Source organism: Bhargavaea sp. CC-171006, assembly GCF_009761675.1.
Classification (GTDB): domain Bacteria; phylum Bacillota; class Bacilli; order Bacillales_A; family Planococcaceae; genus Bhargavaea; species Bhargavaea changchunensis.
The window spans coordinates 166,670-183,717 of the sequence record NZ_QUZH01000027.1; the positions used below are offsets into that span (position 1 = coordinate 166,670).

The 17,048-nt window shown below is 54.5% G+C and carries 21 protein-coding genes; 7 read left to right on the plus strand and 14 right to left on the minus strand.

From position 1 onward, the window contains the following. Positions 1–28 precede the first annotated feature (28 nt). The 6 genes from DZC51_RS12945 to DZC51_RS12970 form a co-directional block, all read right to left on the minus strand. Positions 29–241: an acetyl-CoA carboxylase biotin carboxyl carrier protein subunit gene (locus tag DZC51_RS12945; RefSeq protein ID WP_157296560.1), complete on the minus strand. Its 213-nt coding sequence runs from the start codon at positions 239–241 to the stop codon at positions 29–31. Between the two features lies 1 nt (position 242). Then, complete coding sequence (locus DZC51_RS12950) at positions 243–1,598, minus strand: acetyl-CoA carboxylase biotin carboxylase subunit (protein ID WP_157296562.1); 1,356 nt, start codon at positions 1,596–1,598, stop codon at positions 243–245. 135 nt (positions 1,599–1,733) lie between these two features. Continuing rightward, positions 1,734–2,120 carry a transcriptional regulator gene (locus DZC51_RS12955; RefSeq protein ID WP_157296563.1) on the minus strand — a complete coding sequence of 129 codons (387 nt, stop codon included), beginning with the start codon at positions 2,118–2,120 and terminating at the stop codon, positions 1,734–1,736. Between the two features lie 52 nt (positions 2,121–2,172). Next, the gene (locus tag DZC51_RS12960; RefSeq protein ID WP_157296565.1) at positions 2,173–2,934 is read right to left on the minus strand and encodes an enoyl-CoA hydratase/isomerase family protein; all 762 of its coding nucleotides are present in this window, start codon (positions 2,932–2,934) and stop codon (positions 2,173–2,175) included. 167 nt (positions 2,935–3,101) lie between these two features. Then, positions 3,102–3,275, minus strand: coding sequence for a 50S ribosomal protein L32 (gene rpmF, locus DZC51_RS12965; RefSeq protein WP_092096286.1), 174 nt, complete (start codon positions 3,273–3,275; stop codon positions 3,102–3,104). A 21-nt stretch (positions 3,276–3,296) separates the two neighbouring features. Further along, positions 3,297–3,836, minus strand: a complete 540-nt coding sequence (locus tag DZC51_RS12970) for a YceD family protein (protein WP_157296567.1) — start codon at positions 3,834–3,836, stop codon at positions 3,297–3,299. A gap of 157 nt (positions 3,837–3,993) precedes the next feature. Here DZC51_RS12970 and DZC51_RS12975 point away from each other — a divergent pair, with 157 nt between their 5' ends. Next, positions 3,994–5,202 carry a nucleotidyltransferase gene (locus tag DZC51_RS12975; protein ID WP_157296569.1) on the plus strand — a complete coding sequence of 403 codons (1,209 nt, stop codon included), beginning with the start codon at positions 3,994–3,996 and terminating at the stop codon, positions 5,200–5,202. Between the two features lie 3 nt (positions 5,203–5,205). On the opposite strand, the gene DZC51_RS12980 is transcribed toward DZC51_RS12975, so the two are convergent. After that, positions 5,206–6,258: a SepM family pheromone-processing serine protease gene (locus DZC51_RS12980; RefSeq protein WP_157296571.1), complete on the minus strand. Its 1,053-nt coding sequence runs from the start codon at positions 6,256–6,258 to the stop codon at positions 5,206–5,208. A 96-nt stretch (positions 6,259–6,354) separates the two neighbouring features. Between DZC51_RS12980 and DZC51_RS12985 the strand changes: the two genes are divergently transcribed. Further along, positions 6,355–7,248 carry a hypothetical protein gene (locus DZC51_RS12985; protein ID WP_157296573.1) on the plus strand — a complete coding sequence of 298 codons (894 nt, stop codon included), beginning with the start codon at positions 6,355–6,357 and terminating at the stop codon, positions 7,246–7,248. Between the two features lie 41 nt (positions 7,249–7,289). Here DZC51_RS12985 and coaD read toward each other — a convergent pair whose 3' ends face one another. After that, a complete protein-coding gene (coaD, locus tag DZC51_RS12990) occupies positions 7,290–7,787 on the minus strand; it encodes a pantetheine-phosphate adenylyltransferase (protein WP_157296575.1) in 498 nt (165 codons plus the stop codon). Next, positions 7,780–8,382: a 16S rRNA (guanine(966)-N(2))-methyltransferase RsmD gene (gene rsmD, locus DZC51_RS12995; RefSeq protein WP_255448128.1), complete on the minus strand. Its 603-nt coding sequence runs from the start codon at positions 8,380–8,382 to the stop codon at positions 7,780–7,782. Before rsmD ends, coaD begins: the two co-directional genes overlap by 8 nt. 47 nt (positions 8,383–8,429) lie before the next feature. On the opposite strand from rsmD, the gene DZC51_RS13000 reads away from it, so the two are divergent. Continuing rightward, positions 8,430–8,813: a DUF7147 family protein gene (locus DZC51_RS13000; RefSeq protein ID WP_232524138.1), complete on the plus strand. Its 384-nt coding sequence runs from the start codon at positions 8,430–8,432 to the stop codon at positions 8,811–8,813. A 1-nt stretch (position 8,814) separates the two neighbouring features. Here the strand turns inward: DZC51_RS13000 and DZC51_RS13005 are convergent, their stop codons facing one another. Next, positions 8,815–9,087, minus strand: coding sequence for a YlbG family protein (locus DZC51_RS13005; protein WP_157296579.1), 273 nt, complete (start codon positions 9,085–9,087; stop codon positions 8,815–8,817). Positions 9,088–9,217: 130 nt separating this feature from the next. Here DZC51_RS13005 and DZC51_RS13010 point away from each other — a divergent pair, with 130 nt between their 5' ends. Continuing rightward, positions 9,218–10,156: a glycerophosphodiester phosphodiesterase family protein gene (locus DZC51_RS13010; RefSeq protein ID WP_157296582.1), complete on the plus strand. Its 939-nt coding sequence runs from the start codon at positions 9,218–9,220 to the stop codon at positions 10,154–10,156. 670 nt (positions 10,157–10,826) lie between these two features. On the opposite strand, the gene DZC51_RS13015 is transcribed toward DZC51_RS13010, so the two are convergent. Next, entirely contained in the window at positions 10,827–11,273 is a 447-nt protein-coding gene (locus DZC51_RS13015; protein ID WP_157296584.1) for a YlbF/YmcA family competence regulator, read from the minus strand. A 5-nt stretch (positions 11,274–11,278) separates the two neighbouring features. Then, the gene (locus DZC51_RS13020; protein WP_157296586.1) at positions 11,279–12,811 is read right to left on the minus strand and encodes a UDP-N-acetylmuramoyl-L-alanyl-D-glutamate--2,6-diaminopimelate ligase; all 1,533 of its coding nucleotides are present in this window, start codon (positions 12,809–12,811) and stop codon (positions 11,279–11,281) included. Positions 12,812–12,925: 114 nt separating this feature from the next. Here DZC51_RS13020 and DZC51_RS13025 point away from each other — a divergent pair, with 114 nt between their 5' ends. Next, positions 12,926–13,654 (plus strand): amino acid kinase family protein, encoded by a 729-nt coding sequence (locus DZC51_RS13025; protein WP_157296588.1) that lies wholly within the window; start codon positions 12,926–12,928, stop codon positions 13,652–13,654. Between the two features lie 9 nt (positions 13,655–13,663). Here the strand turns inward: DZC51_RS13025 and DZC51_RS13030 are convergent, their stop codons facing one another. Then, entirely contained in the window at positions 13,664–14,725 is a 1,062-nt protein-coding gene (locus DZC51_RS13030; protein WP_157296590.1) for a CAP domain-containing protein, read from the minus strand. 151 nt (positions 14,726–14,876) lie between these two features. On the opposite strand from DZC51_RS13030, the gene DZC51_RS13035 reads away from it, so the two are divergent. Further along, positions 14,877–15,242 (plus strand): YugN family protein, encoded by a 366-nt coding sequence (locus DZC51_RS13035; RefSeq protein ID WP_157296719.1) that lies wholly within the window; start codon positions 14,877–14,879, stop codon positions 15,240–15,242. 130 nt (positions 15,243–15,372) lie between these two features. Continuing rightward, on the plus strand, positions 15,373–16,431 hold the full coding sequence (ytvI, locus tag DZC51_RS13040; RefSeq protein WP_157296592.1) for a sporulation integral membrane protein YtvI: 1,059 nt from the start codon (positions 15,373–15,375) through the stop codon (positions 16,429–16,431). A 148-nt stretch (positions 16,432–16,579) separates the two neighbouring features. On the opposite strand, the gene DZC51_RS13045 is transcribed toward ytvI, so the two are convergent. After that, positions 16,580–17,041, minus strand: a complete 462-nt coding sequence (locus tag DZC51_RS13045) for a DUF420 domain-containing protein (RefSeq protein WP_157296594.1) — start codon at positions 17,039–17,041, stop codon at positions 16,580–16,582. Between the last annotated feature and the right edge of the window lie 7 nt (positions 17,042–17,048).

Here is a 17,048-nt window from a genome sequence, read left to right on the forward strand (position 1 = left end):
CCCCTCCCTTGGCTGCAGAGCAGCCGTTTTATTCGAATGTGAGGATGGTGTCCCCTTCGTTTATGAAATCACCGATGTTGACCCGGACTTCCTTCACCTTGCCGCCCTTTTCGGCTTCGATCGGAATCTCCATTTTCATCGATTCGAGCACGACGACCGTCTGTCCCGCTGTCACTTCATCCCCCGCATTCACATCAACGGTGAAAACTGTACCTGCCATTGTCGATTTTAGTTCATTCATCTTATACTTCCTCCTTTTTCTTGGCCTGCCACCCGGCAAGCACCTTGGTTGTATAGTTGCCCTCCGAAAATTCCTCGGATCCCCCAAATGCTGCAAAAAGCGGAATGTTCGTCCTGACACCCGCTGCATGCGCCTCACCGAAAAACCGCTCGGAACGGCGGATCGCTTCTTCACGTGAGCTGCCGCTGATGATCACTTTAGCAATCATCGGGTCATAAAATGGCGTGACCGTATCGCCTTCCGTGTAACCTCGGTCGATCCGGATTCCCTCTCCTTCGGGCAGCACGAGCTGTGTGATCTTTCCCGGGGACGGAAGAAACTTTTCCGGGTCCTCTGCATAAATCCGGTATTCAATCGCATGGCCGGCCGAAGTGATCGCGTCCTGGTCCTTCACTGGAAGCCCCTGGCCGGAAGCTACTTTGATCTGCCACTCCACCAGATCGAATCCGGTAACGGCTTCAGTGACCGGATGTTCCACCTGCAGCCGCGTATTCATTTCGAGGAAGTAAAACTCGTGGTCCGGTCCGACAATGAACTCGACCGTGCCCGCATTGGTATAACCCACTGCCTTACCGGCTTCCACCGCCGCACGCAGCATCCTTGCTTTCGCTTCCTCCGGGAATCCCGGTGATGGAGATTCTTCGATCACTTTCTGGTTTCGGCGCTGAACAGAGCAGTTCCGTTCGAAGAGATGAACGACATTCCCGGTGCTGTCACCGAAAATCTGCACTTCGATATGGCGGGCATCATCGATGAATTTCTCGATGAATACCCGATCATCCCCGAAATAGGACATGGCGCGCTTTTTTACCCCGTCAAAATTTCGACTGAGCGCTTGCTCATTTTCACAGCGGACCATGCCGATGCCTCCGCCGCCCGCACTCGCTTTCATCATGACCGGATAGCCGATGGCTTCCGCCGCTCTCAGTGCTTCTTCAAGCGTCGCCACGCCTTCCTCTGTTCCAGGAACAACCGGGACACCTGCTTCGGTCATGGCCCTCCTGGCTTCAATCTTGTCCCCCATCTTCTCGATCACTTCAGCCGAAGGACCGATAAAGATCAGGCCCGCCTCCTGGACTTTCCGTGCAAATGATGCATTTTCCGACAGCAGCCCGTACCCGGGATGGATGGCATCCGCGCCTTCCCGCTTGGCAAGTCCGATGATTTCGTCGCCCTTAAGGTAAGACTGAGGAACAGGGCCCGGCCCGATTTCAAACGATTCATCCGCTTCTTGTACAAATGGCATTCCTGCATCAGCCTCCGAATGGACTGCAATGGTACGGATGCCGAGCTTCTTGCAGGTCCGGATGATACGTGACGCGATTTCCCCCCGGTTCGCGATGAGAATCTTTTCCATGCGGATCCCCCCTATTGAATTGACAAACTATTTAAAACCCCTTCGTTATCAGTCTATATGAAATCTGAAACCGTTTTCAAGTCTTATCGGAAAAACCGGCAAAAAGAAAAGCAGAACCGTCTCGCGGTCCTGCTGTCAGCTGTCCTGTTTTTCGATGAATGCCACTCCTTTGGAAAGCCATGCCAGAAGCCTGTGATGCTCCCGGGCGAGGGCTTCATGCTCTTTTTTCAGTCGCATATAGGACTCGGATAGCTCATCGAACCCGCTCATCGCCTGTTTCAGGTGGGACTTCAGGTGATGTTCGGGCTTTTTCTGCGCGGCCTCCAGTTCAGCCGAATGGATTTTGCGGAGAGTCTTGTTCCATCTGAATCCGCATGCCTGCTTGGTCCGCCCAAGCTTCTCGGCCGCATCGGCGAATGCACCAAGCTGGGTCCCGCCATTTTTCACCGCATCGATCACCGTATCGGCGAGGATGCGGTCATCTTCCGGCGTCCATCTGTCTTTTCTTGTATTTTCCTTCACCTCTACCACCCCCGTTTGGGAAACTATATGCGGTGGTGGGAAAAAATAGACTTCATTTTTTCTTGTTCAGGAAACGGTCGACAGCTTCATGATGTACGTCCTCGGCCCATAGCTTTGCGCAGGCCGCCACTTCTTCCAGGACCTGTTCCGGAAGGCCCGCGGCCAATAGGCGCCGGACGGCAGCCTGTTTGTAAGCCCGGTGGACCGATGGATGGACGCGTTCCATCGGATCCGTGAAACGGTCGAGTGCTTCAAATTTATCAGATGTGAAAAGTTCTGTCGCCCAGCCGGATTCAAGCAGTTCATGGGCATTCTTCGGCCTGGCTTCCGTCAGCATCCTGAGTGCTGTGTCGTGCCTTGCTGACTTGTGCAGCAGATGGGACGCCCCGCCCCATCCGGTTGTGATGGCAAGTGTCCCCTGGATAAATCCGCACCTTACGCCCTCACGTACAAGCCTGAAGTCACAAGCGGTCGCAATTTCGCAGCCGCCTCCGACAGCATGGCCGTCGATCAGTGCAATGACAGGAACGGGCAACAAAGCCATCCGGAGCAGGATATCCGCCATCTTGCCGAGCATCGGCGCAGCATCTTCTTCCGTACGGAGCTTATGGAATTCCGACAGGTCCCCGCCCGAGCAGAATGCTGATTGCCCCTCGCCCGTGACGACGAAATACCGGAGAGACTCATCTTTCCCGGCAGCCCCGATTGCAGCCGACAGCCCGTCCATCACTTCTTCGTTGATTGCATTGCGCTTTTCCTGGCGGTCGATCGTGAAGATCGCTCCGCTTCCCCTCTTCTCAAACCGGTAAGCCATTCCCGCAGTCCTCCTTCAGTCGCTTGCTTCTATACCCTACCATTCCTTTAATCCCTTGGGCATATCTTCTTGGCGATCAAGCAGATTTCCGCCCCAGAGGGCAGGGAGAACTTTTAGCGCACAAAAAAAGACCGGAATGGGATTCCGGCCGTCGCGCTCGTCTCTGATTACTCGGAGATGACTTGTTTACCTTTGTATTCACCGCAATTTTTGCAAACACGGTGAGCGAGTTTCATCTCGCCGCAGTTATCGCAAGCGACCATGCCTGGCACTTGGAGTTTAAAGTGTGTACGGCGTTGACGCTTTGCAGTTTTGGAAGTTCTTCTCTTAGGTACTGCCATGCGGGGCACCTCCTTACGGTTCTATTCGTCCTTTGAATCCTCACCCTGCTGGTCGAAAAACTGGGCCAGCCCGGCAAGTCTTGGATCCACTTTCGGCTTTTCTTCTTCACGCTTGGCGGCGAATTCCTCTTCGGATGAGTAGGCCCATCCTTTCCCTTCCCGTGAAGGTGCCGCTTCTTCCCCGATCACCTGAATCGGGACTTCGAGCAGGACCAACTCTTCGAAGACCGGCGTCGGATCCACCACTTCCCCGGTCACCTCGTGAACGGCGTCATCGTCCGGGTCGGCATAGCCTTCCCAGACAAACTGTTCATCCGTTTCGATAGTGAACGGGTATTCGACATCTTCCCATGTCCTTGCTTCGGGGAGCGTCATCGTCCCCTCCAGCCTGAAGCGGCAGGTCATCTGGCCGGTCCCGACGGAGCAGGTGCCCGTCACACGGACCGGTTCGATCGCCCGGATTTCCGGGTCGCGCTTCATCACACCGGACAGGTCCGCAGTGCCGTCAACCGGCATGGAATCCTGCCGGAATTGATTTAATTGCCGGATGGTCCATTTCATCAGGAATCACCTCAAGACAACAGAATTGATTATAGTATGTCCAAAACGTGATGTCAAGATTATTTCTTGTCACCCGCGGATCTCGTTACCGCCTATATTTTTCATTCGGGCCACGCTATAATGTCGTTAATCCGATTGTATCAGAGGAGTGAGCGTGATGAAAGCCGCAGGTGTCGTCGTCGAGTACAACCCGCTTCATAACGGGCATGTCCACCATCTAAAGGAAACCCGCCGTATCACAGGGGCCGATGTTGTCATCGCAGTCATGAGCGGCAATTTCCTGCAGAGGGGAGAGCCTGCTTTCATCGACAAATGGTCCCGTGCGGAACTGGCACTCCGTTCAGGAGCCGACATCGTGTTCGAGCTCCCTTATAGGTTCGCTGTGGCACAGGCATCCGAGTTCGCCCAAGGCGCAATCGGCATTTTGGCGGCAGCCCGCTGCAACATGATCTGCTTCGGATCGGAAGACGGACGGATCGAACCCTTCCGGAACACGCTACGCCTGCTGGAGGACGAAGAGACAGGCTACGAGGCGGAAGTGCACCGGCTCGTGAAAACAGGGATCAGTTATCCCTCGGCATTAAGCCAGGCCTATCGGTCGATTGCAGATACTGCGGCAGTCGCGGAACCGCTCGCGGACCTCACGAAACCGAACAACATCCTCGGCTTCCACTATATGAAGGCAGCCCGCTCGATCGAACCGGCAATCACCGCTTTCACCATCGGCCGTACCGGTACAGGCTACCACGACCTCGGTGCCGATCCCGACAGCGGCATCATGAGCGCAACGGCCATCAGGGAAGCAGTCAGGACAGCAGGCATCACCAATGAGGTCCTCCGGGCCGTCCCGGATCATACTGCGCGCGCCATGGAACAGTTCCGGGAGGCACATGGCGGATTTGGCGGCTGGGACCGTTTCTGGCATATTCTCCGTCCCCTCATCATCCGCGACGGTGCCGTCCGGCTGAGGGATGTTGCAGAGATGACAGAAGGGCTCGAGCACCGGATTGCCAGGGCCGCGCTTGATGCTCCTTCTTTCATGGAGTTCATGGAGACGGTCAAGACGAAACGTTATACCTGGACACGGATCCAGCGGATTCTTACCCACGTTCTCTGCGGAATGGACAGGGACGAATTCAACCGGCTGCGCCATCCCCGCTACCTGAGGCTTCTCGGGATGACTGCGGCAGGCCGCAGATATTTAAACCAATATAAAGACGGATTGGGTCTCCCGCTGGTATCCCGGGTAGGCTCGTCCGATGACCCGATGCTGAAATCAGACATCCGGGCATCGGACCTTTATGCAGTAGGAACTGGTGACAGGCCCGGCAAGGACTTCCGCACACCGCCCGTCATGGCCGATTAAATGTCAATCAGACTTCGGATCCAGCGCCTCCAGATAATCAAGGGCATCATCTATCGTCTTCACCGGCACGATTTTCATATCAGTGCCGATTTTTTCTGCCGTCTCGGCAGCCGTTTCGTAATTGGATCGGATCCCGGGAATACGTTCCTTCATCCCGGCGGTAATTTCATCATCCGGTGCGAAGAAGATTTCAATTCCTTCCCGGTCTGCAGCCATGACTTTAAAGTCGATGCCGCCGATCCTGCCCACCGTGCCATCCTCATTCATCTCTCCTGTACCGGCAACCCGGTACCCTTTCGTGAGATCTTCTTCCAAAAGCTGATTCATGATTTCAAGAGTAAACATCAGCCCTGCGGAAGGGCCGCCGATATCCTCCGTCTCGATCTCAACTTCCGGATCGGTTTCAATCATACGCTTGGCTGTATAGCTTACGCCCAGCCCTTTCCTTCCCCCGGCACCCGGAATGGCGGCGGGGGAAATATCTTCTATGATCTCTTCTTCATCCCGGATGACAGTCAGACGGACCGTTTCTTCTTGGGGCACAGAAGCGACCGTATCGGCAAATGCATCCGGTGAATCCACCGGCTCTTCCCCCACCCGGATGATCAGGTCACCAGCCTCCAGTGTGCCGTCTGCCGCACTGCCCTCTACCACATCCAGAACGAGCACACCTTCGGTCTCCAGCGTGACGGATTCCCCCGCCCGGTTATAGGCCACATAGATTGCGTTGATCTGGGAGTCCTCCATCAGTTGCATTTGGCGCAGATTGTACTCCTCCTCAGACTCCCCCTCCCTGCGGATCTGTCCGGCTTTCATGATTTTCCGGCTGTCCATCAGCCCGGAAAAAGCATAAGTCAGCGGGGTTGCCTTAGAGAGGGCGATCGTCATCAGGCTCAGGGAACCTTCGTCATCCGAATCGCCGCCCTTCACTTTCACGAGAGGAGATAATTCGTATGCGCCGCCCGGCTTCTGGATATACATATCCAGCGGCAGGAGCGCAGCTGCCGCAAACAACAGCAAAATGGCCGTGAGCGCAATCCTTTTTACATTGTTCAAAACCAATCCCTCCAAAATAGCCCCGTACATGCCGGCATATACATAGTGTAGCACCGGCGATGGGCGCATTCAAAAACGAGGGAGTCGATTATTTTCGTGTATACCGTCATCATATGGTGCCTCATCGCACTGTTCCTCCTCCAGCCGGGCCTTGCCCGTGAAGGGGCTGTATTCGGCATTGAACTGTTTACGGAAGCCCTCCTCCCGTATCTGCTTCCCTACCTGATCCTGACCCAGTGGCTGCTCCGCCTCCCCGGGAAAGAACCGAAAAGACGGACAGGCACCTACTGGAAAACCTATCTGCTGGGGGCTTTCGGCGGTTTTCCGGTAGGGGCTGTCTCGGTATCGCACCAGGTCAGGGACGGACGGCTGACAAAGCGCGAAGGCGCGTTGCTGACGGCGATCTGCCACGCCCCCAGTTCCATGCTGCTGATCGGCTATGTCGGCAACGAGCTGTTTGGCCGCGCCTCGGTCGGCTGGCTGCTAATGGCCGTCATCCATGGGCTTAATCTGATCTTTCTTCTTATTCTGTCCATCCGCTCAGCCCTTCATCCGGAGAGTCAGCCGACTTCCTCGGTGATCTCAAAGAAGAAAGCCGGCTCTCCGCTCACTGAAAGCCTCAAGGAAAGTTCCCAGACCATTGTCCTTGTTGCGACGACCGTCGTCTTCTTTTCCGCCGTAGGCACCGTGGCGGCAGACCTGCTGTCCAGACTGAGCCCATTGGATACACAGATGGCAGGTATGGCGGTGTTCCCGCTGTTTGAGATGACAGCAGGCCTTCAGACGGCCCATGACCTTTTCTCGGGGCTGGATTTGCATGCAGCACTGACTGCGCTTATCCTGTCCATGAACGGTCTGAGCATTCATCTGCAGGTTGCTGTCATCGCCAGGGGTGCGGGTATCCCGATGCGCTGGTATGCTGCAGCCCGCCTTGCGCACATGCTTATCGTGCCGCCCGTGTTCATGTTGCTCTTGGCCATTTGGAATTAAAAAAACGTCCGGGAAGCCTGCTGGCTTCCCGGGCGTTTTTGTCATTGCCGAATTTCTTTGATGTTGTATTTTTCCCTGAGCGCCTGTTCGACAACGGGCGGTACGAGGTCCGATGTATCAGCCCCGTACTTGGCCACTTCCTTGACGATGCTGGAGCTGAGAAAAGAGTACTGATTGTTGGTCATCATGAAGAAGGTCTCAATCTCTTCCTCGAGCACCCTGTTCATCGAGGTGATCTGCATCTCGTATTCAAAATCCGATACTGCCCGCAGGCCGCGGACAATCGCGGTTGCGCCGACTCCTTTTGCATAATCGACAAGCAGTCCGGAATACGACTCGACTTTCACATTGTCGATGCCTGAAGTCGCCTCGCGGATGAGCATGATCCGCTCATCCACTGTGAACAGCGGGTTTTTTGATGAGTTGTTCAGCACGCACACCCGGATTTCCCCGAACACGCGCGAAGCGCGCCTGATAATATCCAGATGGCCATTGGTCACCGGATCGAAGCTTCCCGGAACTACCCCCATTTTACCCATTTGTCTCCCCCTCGCCGGCAACGTGCCGGTAAATAGAAATCACCGTGCCGCCATAAACAGATTCTTTATCTTTCCGGAAATCCCCGAAGCTGTCCGGCAGGGTCACTGAACGGTCATGTTCGCAGACGATTGTGCCTCCGCTTCCGACCAGTCCAGACTCCGCCAGTTCCCCGGCCAGCTTGTAATATGTATCCCGCGCATATGGCGGGTCCAGGAAGACCATATCAAACGGTTCCCCATTGGAGATGATCCGGCGTACAGCCTGCCGTGCATCTGCACGAATCAGTTCCACCCGGTCATCATATCTGCATTTGGCCACATTCTCAAGGATTGCCGCCTGGGCGCGCCGGTCTTTTTCGATCAGGACCGCATGATCCATTCCCCGGCTGAGCGCTTCAAGTGCCAACCCTCCGCTTCCGGCAAAAAGATCCAGCACCCGGCCGCCATCAAAATATGGCCCGATCATATTGAATACGGACTCCTTGACCTTGTCCGAAGTCGGTCTGGTACCGGTACCTGATGACGATTTCAGTTGCAGGCCCCTGCGTTCTCCGGAAATGATTCTCATCTTCTCACCTTCCTGTTTTGCACTAATCCCTGCTCTGCCGGTATGATAGGATGAACAGAGAAAGGAGGACCCGCATGATTACACAACGCTTTATTGAACTCGGCGAAGGGCTCGGTGACGTCTTTGAACTGTGCGAGCTGATCCGTTCAAATTCCGGCCGCCTTCATCGCGCCTTCATCTTCACCGCAAGAGACAGCGGTGTCCTGTCGCTGGCCGCGGCCTTTGAACCCGCCGGAGAGGGCAGCTTCATGCCGATCTACATCTGCCGGGAAGGCATCCGGAACAGCAGCAAAGGAAGTGCCCGTGTCACCCGCTTTCAGGAAGCCGCTGCAGAAGCCGGCGCCACTCCAGTCACAGTGGAAGTGCGTCCGTCAAAAGACTTTTCTGATCGGGACCAGTACTTCAGGCACATCACCGGCATCCTGCGGCTCAACCATCTGATTCCGCCGCTCCGGTAAATCAGATGCCTCCCTTATAATCATACTCCTTTGCCTTGTCAGGTTTCGCGTTCTCAAATTCCGTTTTGATGAACGGCTTCATTGAGAGCTGGACCGACCGGACATATTGGAGTTTCTCAAGTTTTTTTGCCGTATCTTCCGCATCGTCGAAATCGCAGTACAGTACGGCATACTTCATCCGCTTGGAAATATATTGGACATGTCCATATTTCCTGAGCGCCTTCACCTGTTTGAGATGGTGAAGGTGGACGACGATTCCGCGCCGTTCAATCATGATCATCCCTACTTTCCTACCATAAAGAATACCATAAGGCGGAAAATCACGGCAACCGGATGGATAATGACACAGAAACCGGTTTCTTTTATACTGGAGATAGTTTTCTCGGATACAGGGAGGGGTCAGAATGACAAAGAAAAGAAAAGTCGCCCTGACGGTTGCAGCGGCCGGAGCCGCCGCCTGGGCCGGTTCGAAAATCTTATCGAAGCCCGAGGGCCGGACATCTGTACCTGCCCTGGATTATGACGTGCCCATCATACTTGCCCACCGTGGCGGTGCCGGACTCGCACCCGAAAACACGGTGGCAGCCTTTGAGCGGGCCGCAGGGCTTGGTGTGCATGGATTTGAAATCGATGTCCACCTTACCAAGGATGAAGAGGTGATCGTCTTTCATGACGATACACTCGGACGGACAACCAACCTGGACGGCCGTCCCGGCGACTATACGCTGGCCGAACTTGAGGAAGCGGATTTCGGCTACCATCATGAAGGCGAGGACGGTTCCTATCCGTTCAGGGGAAAGGCCGGGGGAGCCGTGCCGCTCCGGACACTTCTCGAGGACTTCCCCCATATGTTGGTCAATATCGACATGAAAGATGCGCCGGATACATACGAAGGCGGCCTCCTGCCTTCAAAGCTCTGGCGGGTCATCGAAGAAGCAGACGCAAGGCACAGAGTGGTCGTCACCAGTTTCCATGACAGCCAGATTGACCGGTTCAATCTATACGCCAGAAATCAGATTGCCATCGGTGCCGGTGAACAGGAAGTCAGGCGCGCTTACCTCGCATTTGCGAGCGGCTTCGGCCACTTGTACCAGCCGAGGGCAGATGTGTTCCAGATTCCGGTCCGGTCCGGCATGTTCCCGCTGGATCTTCCGCCTTTCATCCGTTTTCTCGGGCGGCTCAATATCCCGGTCCATTATTGGACGATCAATGACAGGACAACCATGGAGCGGCTGATCGCGGCCGGCGCAAAGGGGATCATCACGGACCGTCCGGATCTGGCCGCGGGACTTGCAGGCGGACCGGAAGACGAATTTGGGCACTCACAGGACGGCTTGGAGTAAATCAGACCGCTCTGACAGATCATTAAGCTCATGAAATAAAGAGCCACCGGCACTCCTTATTAATTCATTCAAGAGATGTCATTTAGAATGATTTACATTTTTTCAAGAGAAGTGTTGATTTACGGACGGACGCTTTCCGCGGGGAAGGCTAAGAGCCGGCGCCCATGCGAAGGTGGGCGTCTGCGCCCAAAAGCATAGCGTTGGGCAGCACCTACCTGCGAAGTCTCTCCGCACTTCCTTTTCCGCAGGAGTCGCCGCCCTTCACTCCAATCAACAAATCAAGAGACTATGTATGGATTGAAGCGGAGGGCCCGAGACACCTGCGGGAAAAGCGTTAGCCGAAGACCCCGCAGGATGTTGCGCAATGCTCCGCAACGCTGGCGCTTTTGCTCGCAGGAGATCTTCCGCTACGCGATGCGCACAGACGCCAGTCTCCGTACTGGCGCCGGCTAAGGCAACGCCCGCGGACTAGCGGACGCCGTCACGAAGAACGGCGTCTGTGCCCAAAGCTTTACCTGCCACCAAAACGCAGTTTTGGTAAGCAAGGGCCCGCAGCGGAAATCCGGAGGATTTCAAGGAAAAGAAAAAAACTGCAGACAAAGGAGCCATACACACTCACTTTGTCTACAGTCTGAAAGGAGATGCCCTCAGGCATCTCCTTTTTCTGTATTCAAGCACTGCAGGAACATCCGCCGCCCGTTCCGCAACTCCCGCCGCATGCTGAGTCGGTCTCGAAGAACGGGTTGCTCACAGGGACCTTGACGGATTCGGATACCGTCTTTCCGATCAGCAGGCTCACTTCATCCAGAAGGTCCTGGAGATCGTTCTCGGCCACTTTAAGTGCGGCCACCTTGTCATTCAGGTCAAGCTCCCGTTTTTTTGTACGGACTTCCTTCATGACGGTGCTGTAGTCGGGATGATAGCGGCCGAACCGCTGTACTTCCTCGTACTGTTCCTTCAGCCTTGCAAAATCAGCGATCTCCTGCACAAGGCCGGGATCGGAATAAACTCTATGATGGGCAAGCCGGTACGCCTCCGCCGTTTCGGAAGAGACAATCATCCGGCTGAGCAGTTCGGATTCCTCGATGACCCGGAGCCATTCGTCGGTCATCATCATGGGCATCACTCCATTCCACTCCCATCATACCAGAATCTGTCGGTCGTTTGTACTCTGTCATCTCCGTCTGCTGCGCCAGCTTCTGCCTCCCGCTCATCGAGAAACCGGAGAGCTGTCCGGAAATCCGAGAACGGTCTCGAGGAAGACTTTGAAATCTGGATCTCCTCGTGCCCCTTTCCGGCGATTAACACGATGTCCCCGGGATCAGCCTCGTAGATGGCACCGCGGATTGCCTGCTCCCTGTCCGGCTCGGCTCGGACCATGGCTGACGAATTCTTTAGCCCTTCCATGACGTCGGAGATAATCCGGGCCGGCTCCTCGCTTCTCGGATTGTCGGAAGTCACCCAGACAGAATCCGAATACTCTCCCGCGACCCTCCCCATCTGGGGCCGTTTTTCCCTGTCCCGGTCCCCCCCACATCCAAAAACCGATATCAGCCTGCCGGTACACACAGAGGAAAGCGCACTGAGGACAGCCTCAAGGGCATCGGGTGTATGGGCATAGTCGACAAATACTCTGATACCGGCACCTCCCGCTTCCTGCATCCTGCCCTCGGGCAGGGATAGCCGGGCTGCATATTTGCATAGATCTGCCAGCCCGAACCCTGCCGCCATAAGAGATGCAAAAGCCGCTGCGGCATTTAGCCGGTTATGCCGGCCTTCAACCGGGGCACGGATGCCTGCATGCGTCTCACCGGCAGTGATGATCCAATCCCCTTTGCCGTTATCAACGATTCTGAGATGTGTTTCTCCTCCGGACTGCTCGCCGAAGGTCTTCACCGGCAGCCTGTCACCGGTAATAGACAGGACGGCAGGGTCCTCAGAGTTCACAATGATCTGCCCGGCAAGATCTGACAACCTGCCCTTGGCGCGCAGATAGGCTTCTTCGCCTCCGTGTTCTGCATGATGGTCCGTTCCGATATTGAGGAAGATCCCGTAATCAATGCTGCAATGGTCGAGCCGTCTGCCCGATAACCCGAGCGAGGAAGCCTCCATTGCGACATGCGTGACCCCTTCATCCGCACAGTACCTGAGAACTCTGTGAAGATGGGCGGGCGGCAGGGTGGTCATCGGCGGGATCTGAAGAGGGGCTTTTCTTCCAGCGATCCACACACCGAGTGTACCGATTACCGCAGCCCGAATGCCGCATGATTTCAGCAGCTGTCCGATAAACCTGGTGGTTGTTGTTTTTCCGTTCGTTCCGGTCACTGCGAACACGGTCAGCTCCCTGGATGGATGGCCGTAGAATGCAGAGCAGGAATATGCCAGAAAATCAGCGGCATCCGGTACTGAAACTGCCGACACGCCCTTCGGAAGCGCAGGCGGACGGGAAATGTCGGTGACAACCGCAACTGCGCCGTTGCGAAGAGCTTCCTGTATATGATCCAGACCGCTGGACGAACGCCCTTTTCTTGCCACGAACACCGAACCGGGAGTGACCTCGGCCGAATGATCCGTCACGCCGCTGACAAGCGCCCGGAAGTCCCCGCCCTTTGCCGTGCACGGCCAGTTTTTCAGCAGCTCGCATAATTCGATCATGCCTGACCCCTTCCCGAACATTTTTGTTCCGAGCGAATACATTATGTTGGAGTACCCTCCATCGTATGTAGGACGGTGGTTGAATGACACGAAGAAAGATGGTGGCGTAGTTCGATGATCATCCAGAAATTTGGAGGGGTCGCCATGAGGGATAGCAGCTCCAGAAAAGCATGCATTCGTCATATCAGAAGGGCGATCAAAGAACATGGGAAGGTCGTCATAGTCGTATCCGCCATGGGAAGGACAGGAGATCCATACTCGACGGACAGCTTGCTGTCCATCAGTGAAGCGCTCGGCATCTCTCCTCATGCTCAGGATGTAGCGGCCGGTTGCGGAGAACTTCTGGCCTCGGCGATCATGTCTGCAGAGCTTGAAATGGAAGGAATAGAAAACGAACTGATCTATGGCGGCCGTTCCGGAATTCTGACTGAGGGACCATTTGGCAGTGCAGACCTTAAGATGGAACTGGAGCCGTTTTTCCGGATCTGGGGTGACCGCAATGTTGCAGTCGTTCCCGGTTTCCAGGGAACAGGTCGCGACGGGCGGATCAGGACGACAGGACGGGGCGGAAGCGACCTCACAGCGGTGGTGCTGGGTGATATGCTTGGTGCTGAAATCGTCGAATTCTTCAAGGACGTACCGGGTGTATTGGAAGCGGATCCTTCCATTAAGCCGGATGCAAAGCTGTATGAATCACTTTCCTACACAGAATTGCTTCCGCTTCTCGAGACAGGGCGTCCCGTTATCCAAAAAAAAGCGGCACTGTATGCCGCGATGGCATCCGTGCCGCTTCATATCCGCAGTTTTTCCGAAGAATGTCCGGGAACCTTCGTAACCGGGTGACCGGCCGCCTCACTCGGATGAGCCGGCCGGTTCCTTCCGGTTAAGAAACAGATGTGAATACACTTTATTGGATACACCGGCTGCCTGCCGGTTGTATTTCCGATCAAAAATCAATTCACGGTGCTCTGTGGAATTAATCCAGCCGTGGACGGTTGCCGCGGAATCCACGTAGTCAGCCGCAATGTTTTCTCCAGCCTCGCTGTAATTGATGCCCGCCAGTTTGAGCTGGTCTGACAGCGGGCCGACGCCTTCCTCCGAACGGCTGCTTCTGGCAGCATCGGCCGCGCGCTCCCGGGCTATTACAGCCACACCTGCGTCCGCCTTCAGCGGCAGTAATTCATACCGCTGCCGGAAAACATTCGTCAGTTCCATGACCTGTTGCTCGGCCGCCCGGTCCGCAGCAATCTGCACTGCAGATGACAGCGGCTCCGTCGCAATGAGATGCCCTTCGTACGTCATCTCGTACGGCTGATGCAGGACAAGCACACGAGGAGTCACGAATCGGACAGCCATGACCTCTCCCTCTTCCCGGTCGGCATATACCTGGGCATAAACGCCGTCGTAGGCCACAAGGAGCCGCTCCTCCAAATCATCGCCGTTCAGGGAGAACAGGTACCGGCTGGTCCCGATTTCAACGCTGACCTCAGGTTCGATGATGGTATAACGGTAGATTTCCTCCATCGGCTCTCTGATGCTGAACGGGCTTACATCCAAGTCCACGCCGGCAGCATACACCTGATTGACTGTCCCGTCCTGGACACCGGCCATCATATAAGTATTCTCAGAGCGGTTATATACCCACCATTCGTATCCATACATCGAAGGCTCTATCCGATCCGGCCTCCCGAATTCTTCGGTTAGCTTTTCTGTCCCCTCACCGACAAGAACAGAAAGACCGCTTTCCGGCCGGCTGACCGTCTCATACCCCGACGGCGAGGCCCCCTCTCCAGGCATGGCCGAATTCGGCACAGGCGAAATCAGAGGTTCATTCTCTTTTGTTCCCTGTGTCGTGAAGAGGAACACTGCCGTAATGGCAGCCAGGACCGCAATTAGCCTGAGAGTAAATTTCAATTAAAAAACTCCTCGATCTCTGTTTATTGGGACCATTATAACAGTGCGGCGACTTTGGACACAATCTTGTCATTGCAACTGTTTTCCCGTTGTTCTATCATAGATGGGGTATGATATGCAGACAGACCGCACCAAAGGAGGCGTACTGAATATGTACTTTGAAAACACCGGCATCGAAGGCGTTGCCGCCGATCTTCAGTTACTTGATGACATTATGAACAAACATGGCCTCATCCGCGCTGAACAGTGGGACTACGAACGGGTAAGCTATGACAAGAAAATCGTCATCAAGGAAGGCACTTACTATCTCCGCGTTTTCGGATACACGACAGACGGCGACGTCGGAGCACGGGATGCGGTTATTAATCTGAAGAAGCCCGTAATCGGCAAGCACTATTATCCGCATGGAGTCGAATATGGTGAAGATGAATACTTCCCTGACTACCTTCTGGAAAACTGCACACAGACCCTTCTTGCACTGAAAGAAGATCTGAAACCGTACGAACTGCAACGCTGACGGCATGCCCCGCTTCTCCAAGCGGGGCTTTTTTTATTGTACGCTTGAGAAGGTTGAATTTTCTCTTCTATTCAAACTTCTTTTTGTTGGCTATAATAAATGTATCAACCATCTGGGAGAGACCTCATTCATGGGAAAATGGCTGAACCGCCGCACTTTTACAATCATCTTCCTCACCATCATCGCAGTCCTGACCGCTTTCTTTATCCTGCCGGTCTCACTGCCGCTCATATTCGCCCTGATCACCGCAATTCTTCTTGAGCCGATTGTCCGGATGACGATGACCCGGTTCAAATGGAAGAGAAAGATGACCGTGATTTCGGTGTATGTCTTCTTCCTGCTTCTGCTGGTCCTTTTAATCTACTTTACAGTGACACAGCTTGTCGGTCGTCTGATCAATTTCACGAAGTCTGCTCCGGATACATTTAATGCCATAGCCGGCGCTTGGATCGACATGCAGGACAAAATGTTCAACTACACGGAAGGCATGCCGCTTGAAGTTGTGGAGTCCATCCAGAACGGGATGAATCAGGTAATTGAATCGGCCCGGGATTTCCTGCTTGCCTTCGTCAACTACGACGTGATCACCGGACTTTTGACCGGAATTCCAAATTTCCTGGTCAGCCTCCTGTTCTATGCCATTGCGCTCTTCCTATTCATGCTCGATCTCCCAGGACTCAAAAACAAGGTCTTCAAGCACCTGACCGACGGCACCTCGAAGAAGGTGAAACTGATGACGGACCGCCTCAACCGGACCGTTTTCGGCTTTATCAAGGCACAATTCCTTGTCAGCCTGATTATCCTTGCCGCGTCGTTTGTCGGCCTGCTCATCATAAAGCCCGAATATGCCATACTGATGTCGATTATAATTTGGATCATCGATCTGATTCCAATTCTCGGGTCAATCATCATCCTTGCCCCCTGGTCGATTTATCAATTTGCAATCGGTGATGTGGCAGAAGGAACGAAACTGGCAATCCTTGCCGCCATCCTTCTCGTAATCCGCCGTACAGTGGAACCGAAAGTGATGGGCGAGCAGATCGGCCTTTCCCCTCTGGCCACACTGATCTCAATGTTCATCGGCCTGAAACTTTTCGGCTTTCTCGGACTGTTTATCGGCCCGATGATCGTCATCCTCTTTACGACAGCGCGGGAAGCGGGCATCATCCGGCTCGAATTCAAGATCTGAATATCTGCTTTCATAAGAAATCTCGGACTGCCGGCAAAAATGGCTCCGCCCTGCCTGCAGTCTTTTTGGCTATAAGCAAATCCAAAAAACAGCATGTCATGCTGTTGAGCATGACATGCTGTCTGAGACCGCCCGAAGCGGTCTTTTTTTAATGGCCGAAGATGGCCTTGAGCATCGAAGTCGTTTCTCCGCCTTCATAGAAAACATACAGAAGCAGGTAGACGGCCACACCTGTGATGGCGGTAAAGAACCAGATGATGCTTGTAACGGGACCTATCTTACGGTGGCGCGGAAGAACTTCCTTGAGACCGGTGTAAATCGAAACAAGTCCGAATACTGCACCTGTTGTCGCCAGAATGATGTGGAAAACCAGGAAGACGGTGTAATAGATCTTCAGTTCTTCCGGACCGCCGAACGATGTATTCCCTATAAACACAGTCCTTGACAGATAAATGATGAAGAACAGAAGGGCTGAAACGCCTGCAGCCAGCATTGTCTTCTTGTGGGCTTCCACTTTCCGCTTTCTGATAAGCGACCATCCGATGGCGACTAAAATCGCACTCAGGACGATGAAGAATGTACTGATGGTCGGTAAGATCGGCAGTGACATCTGAATG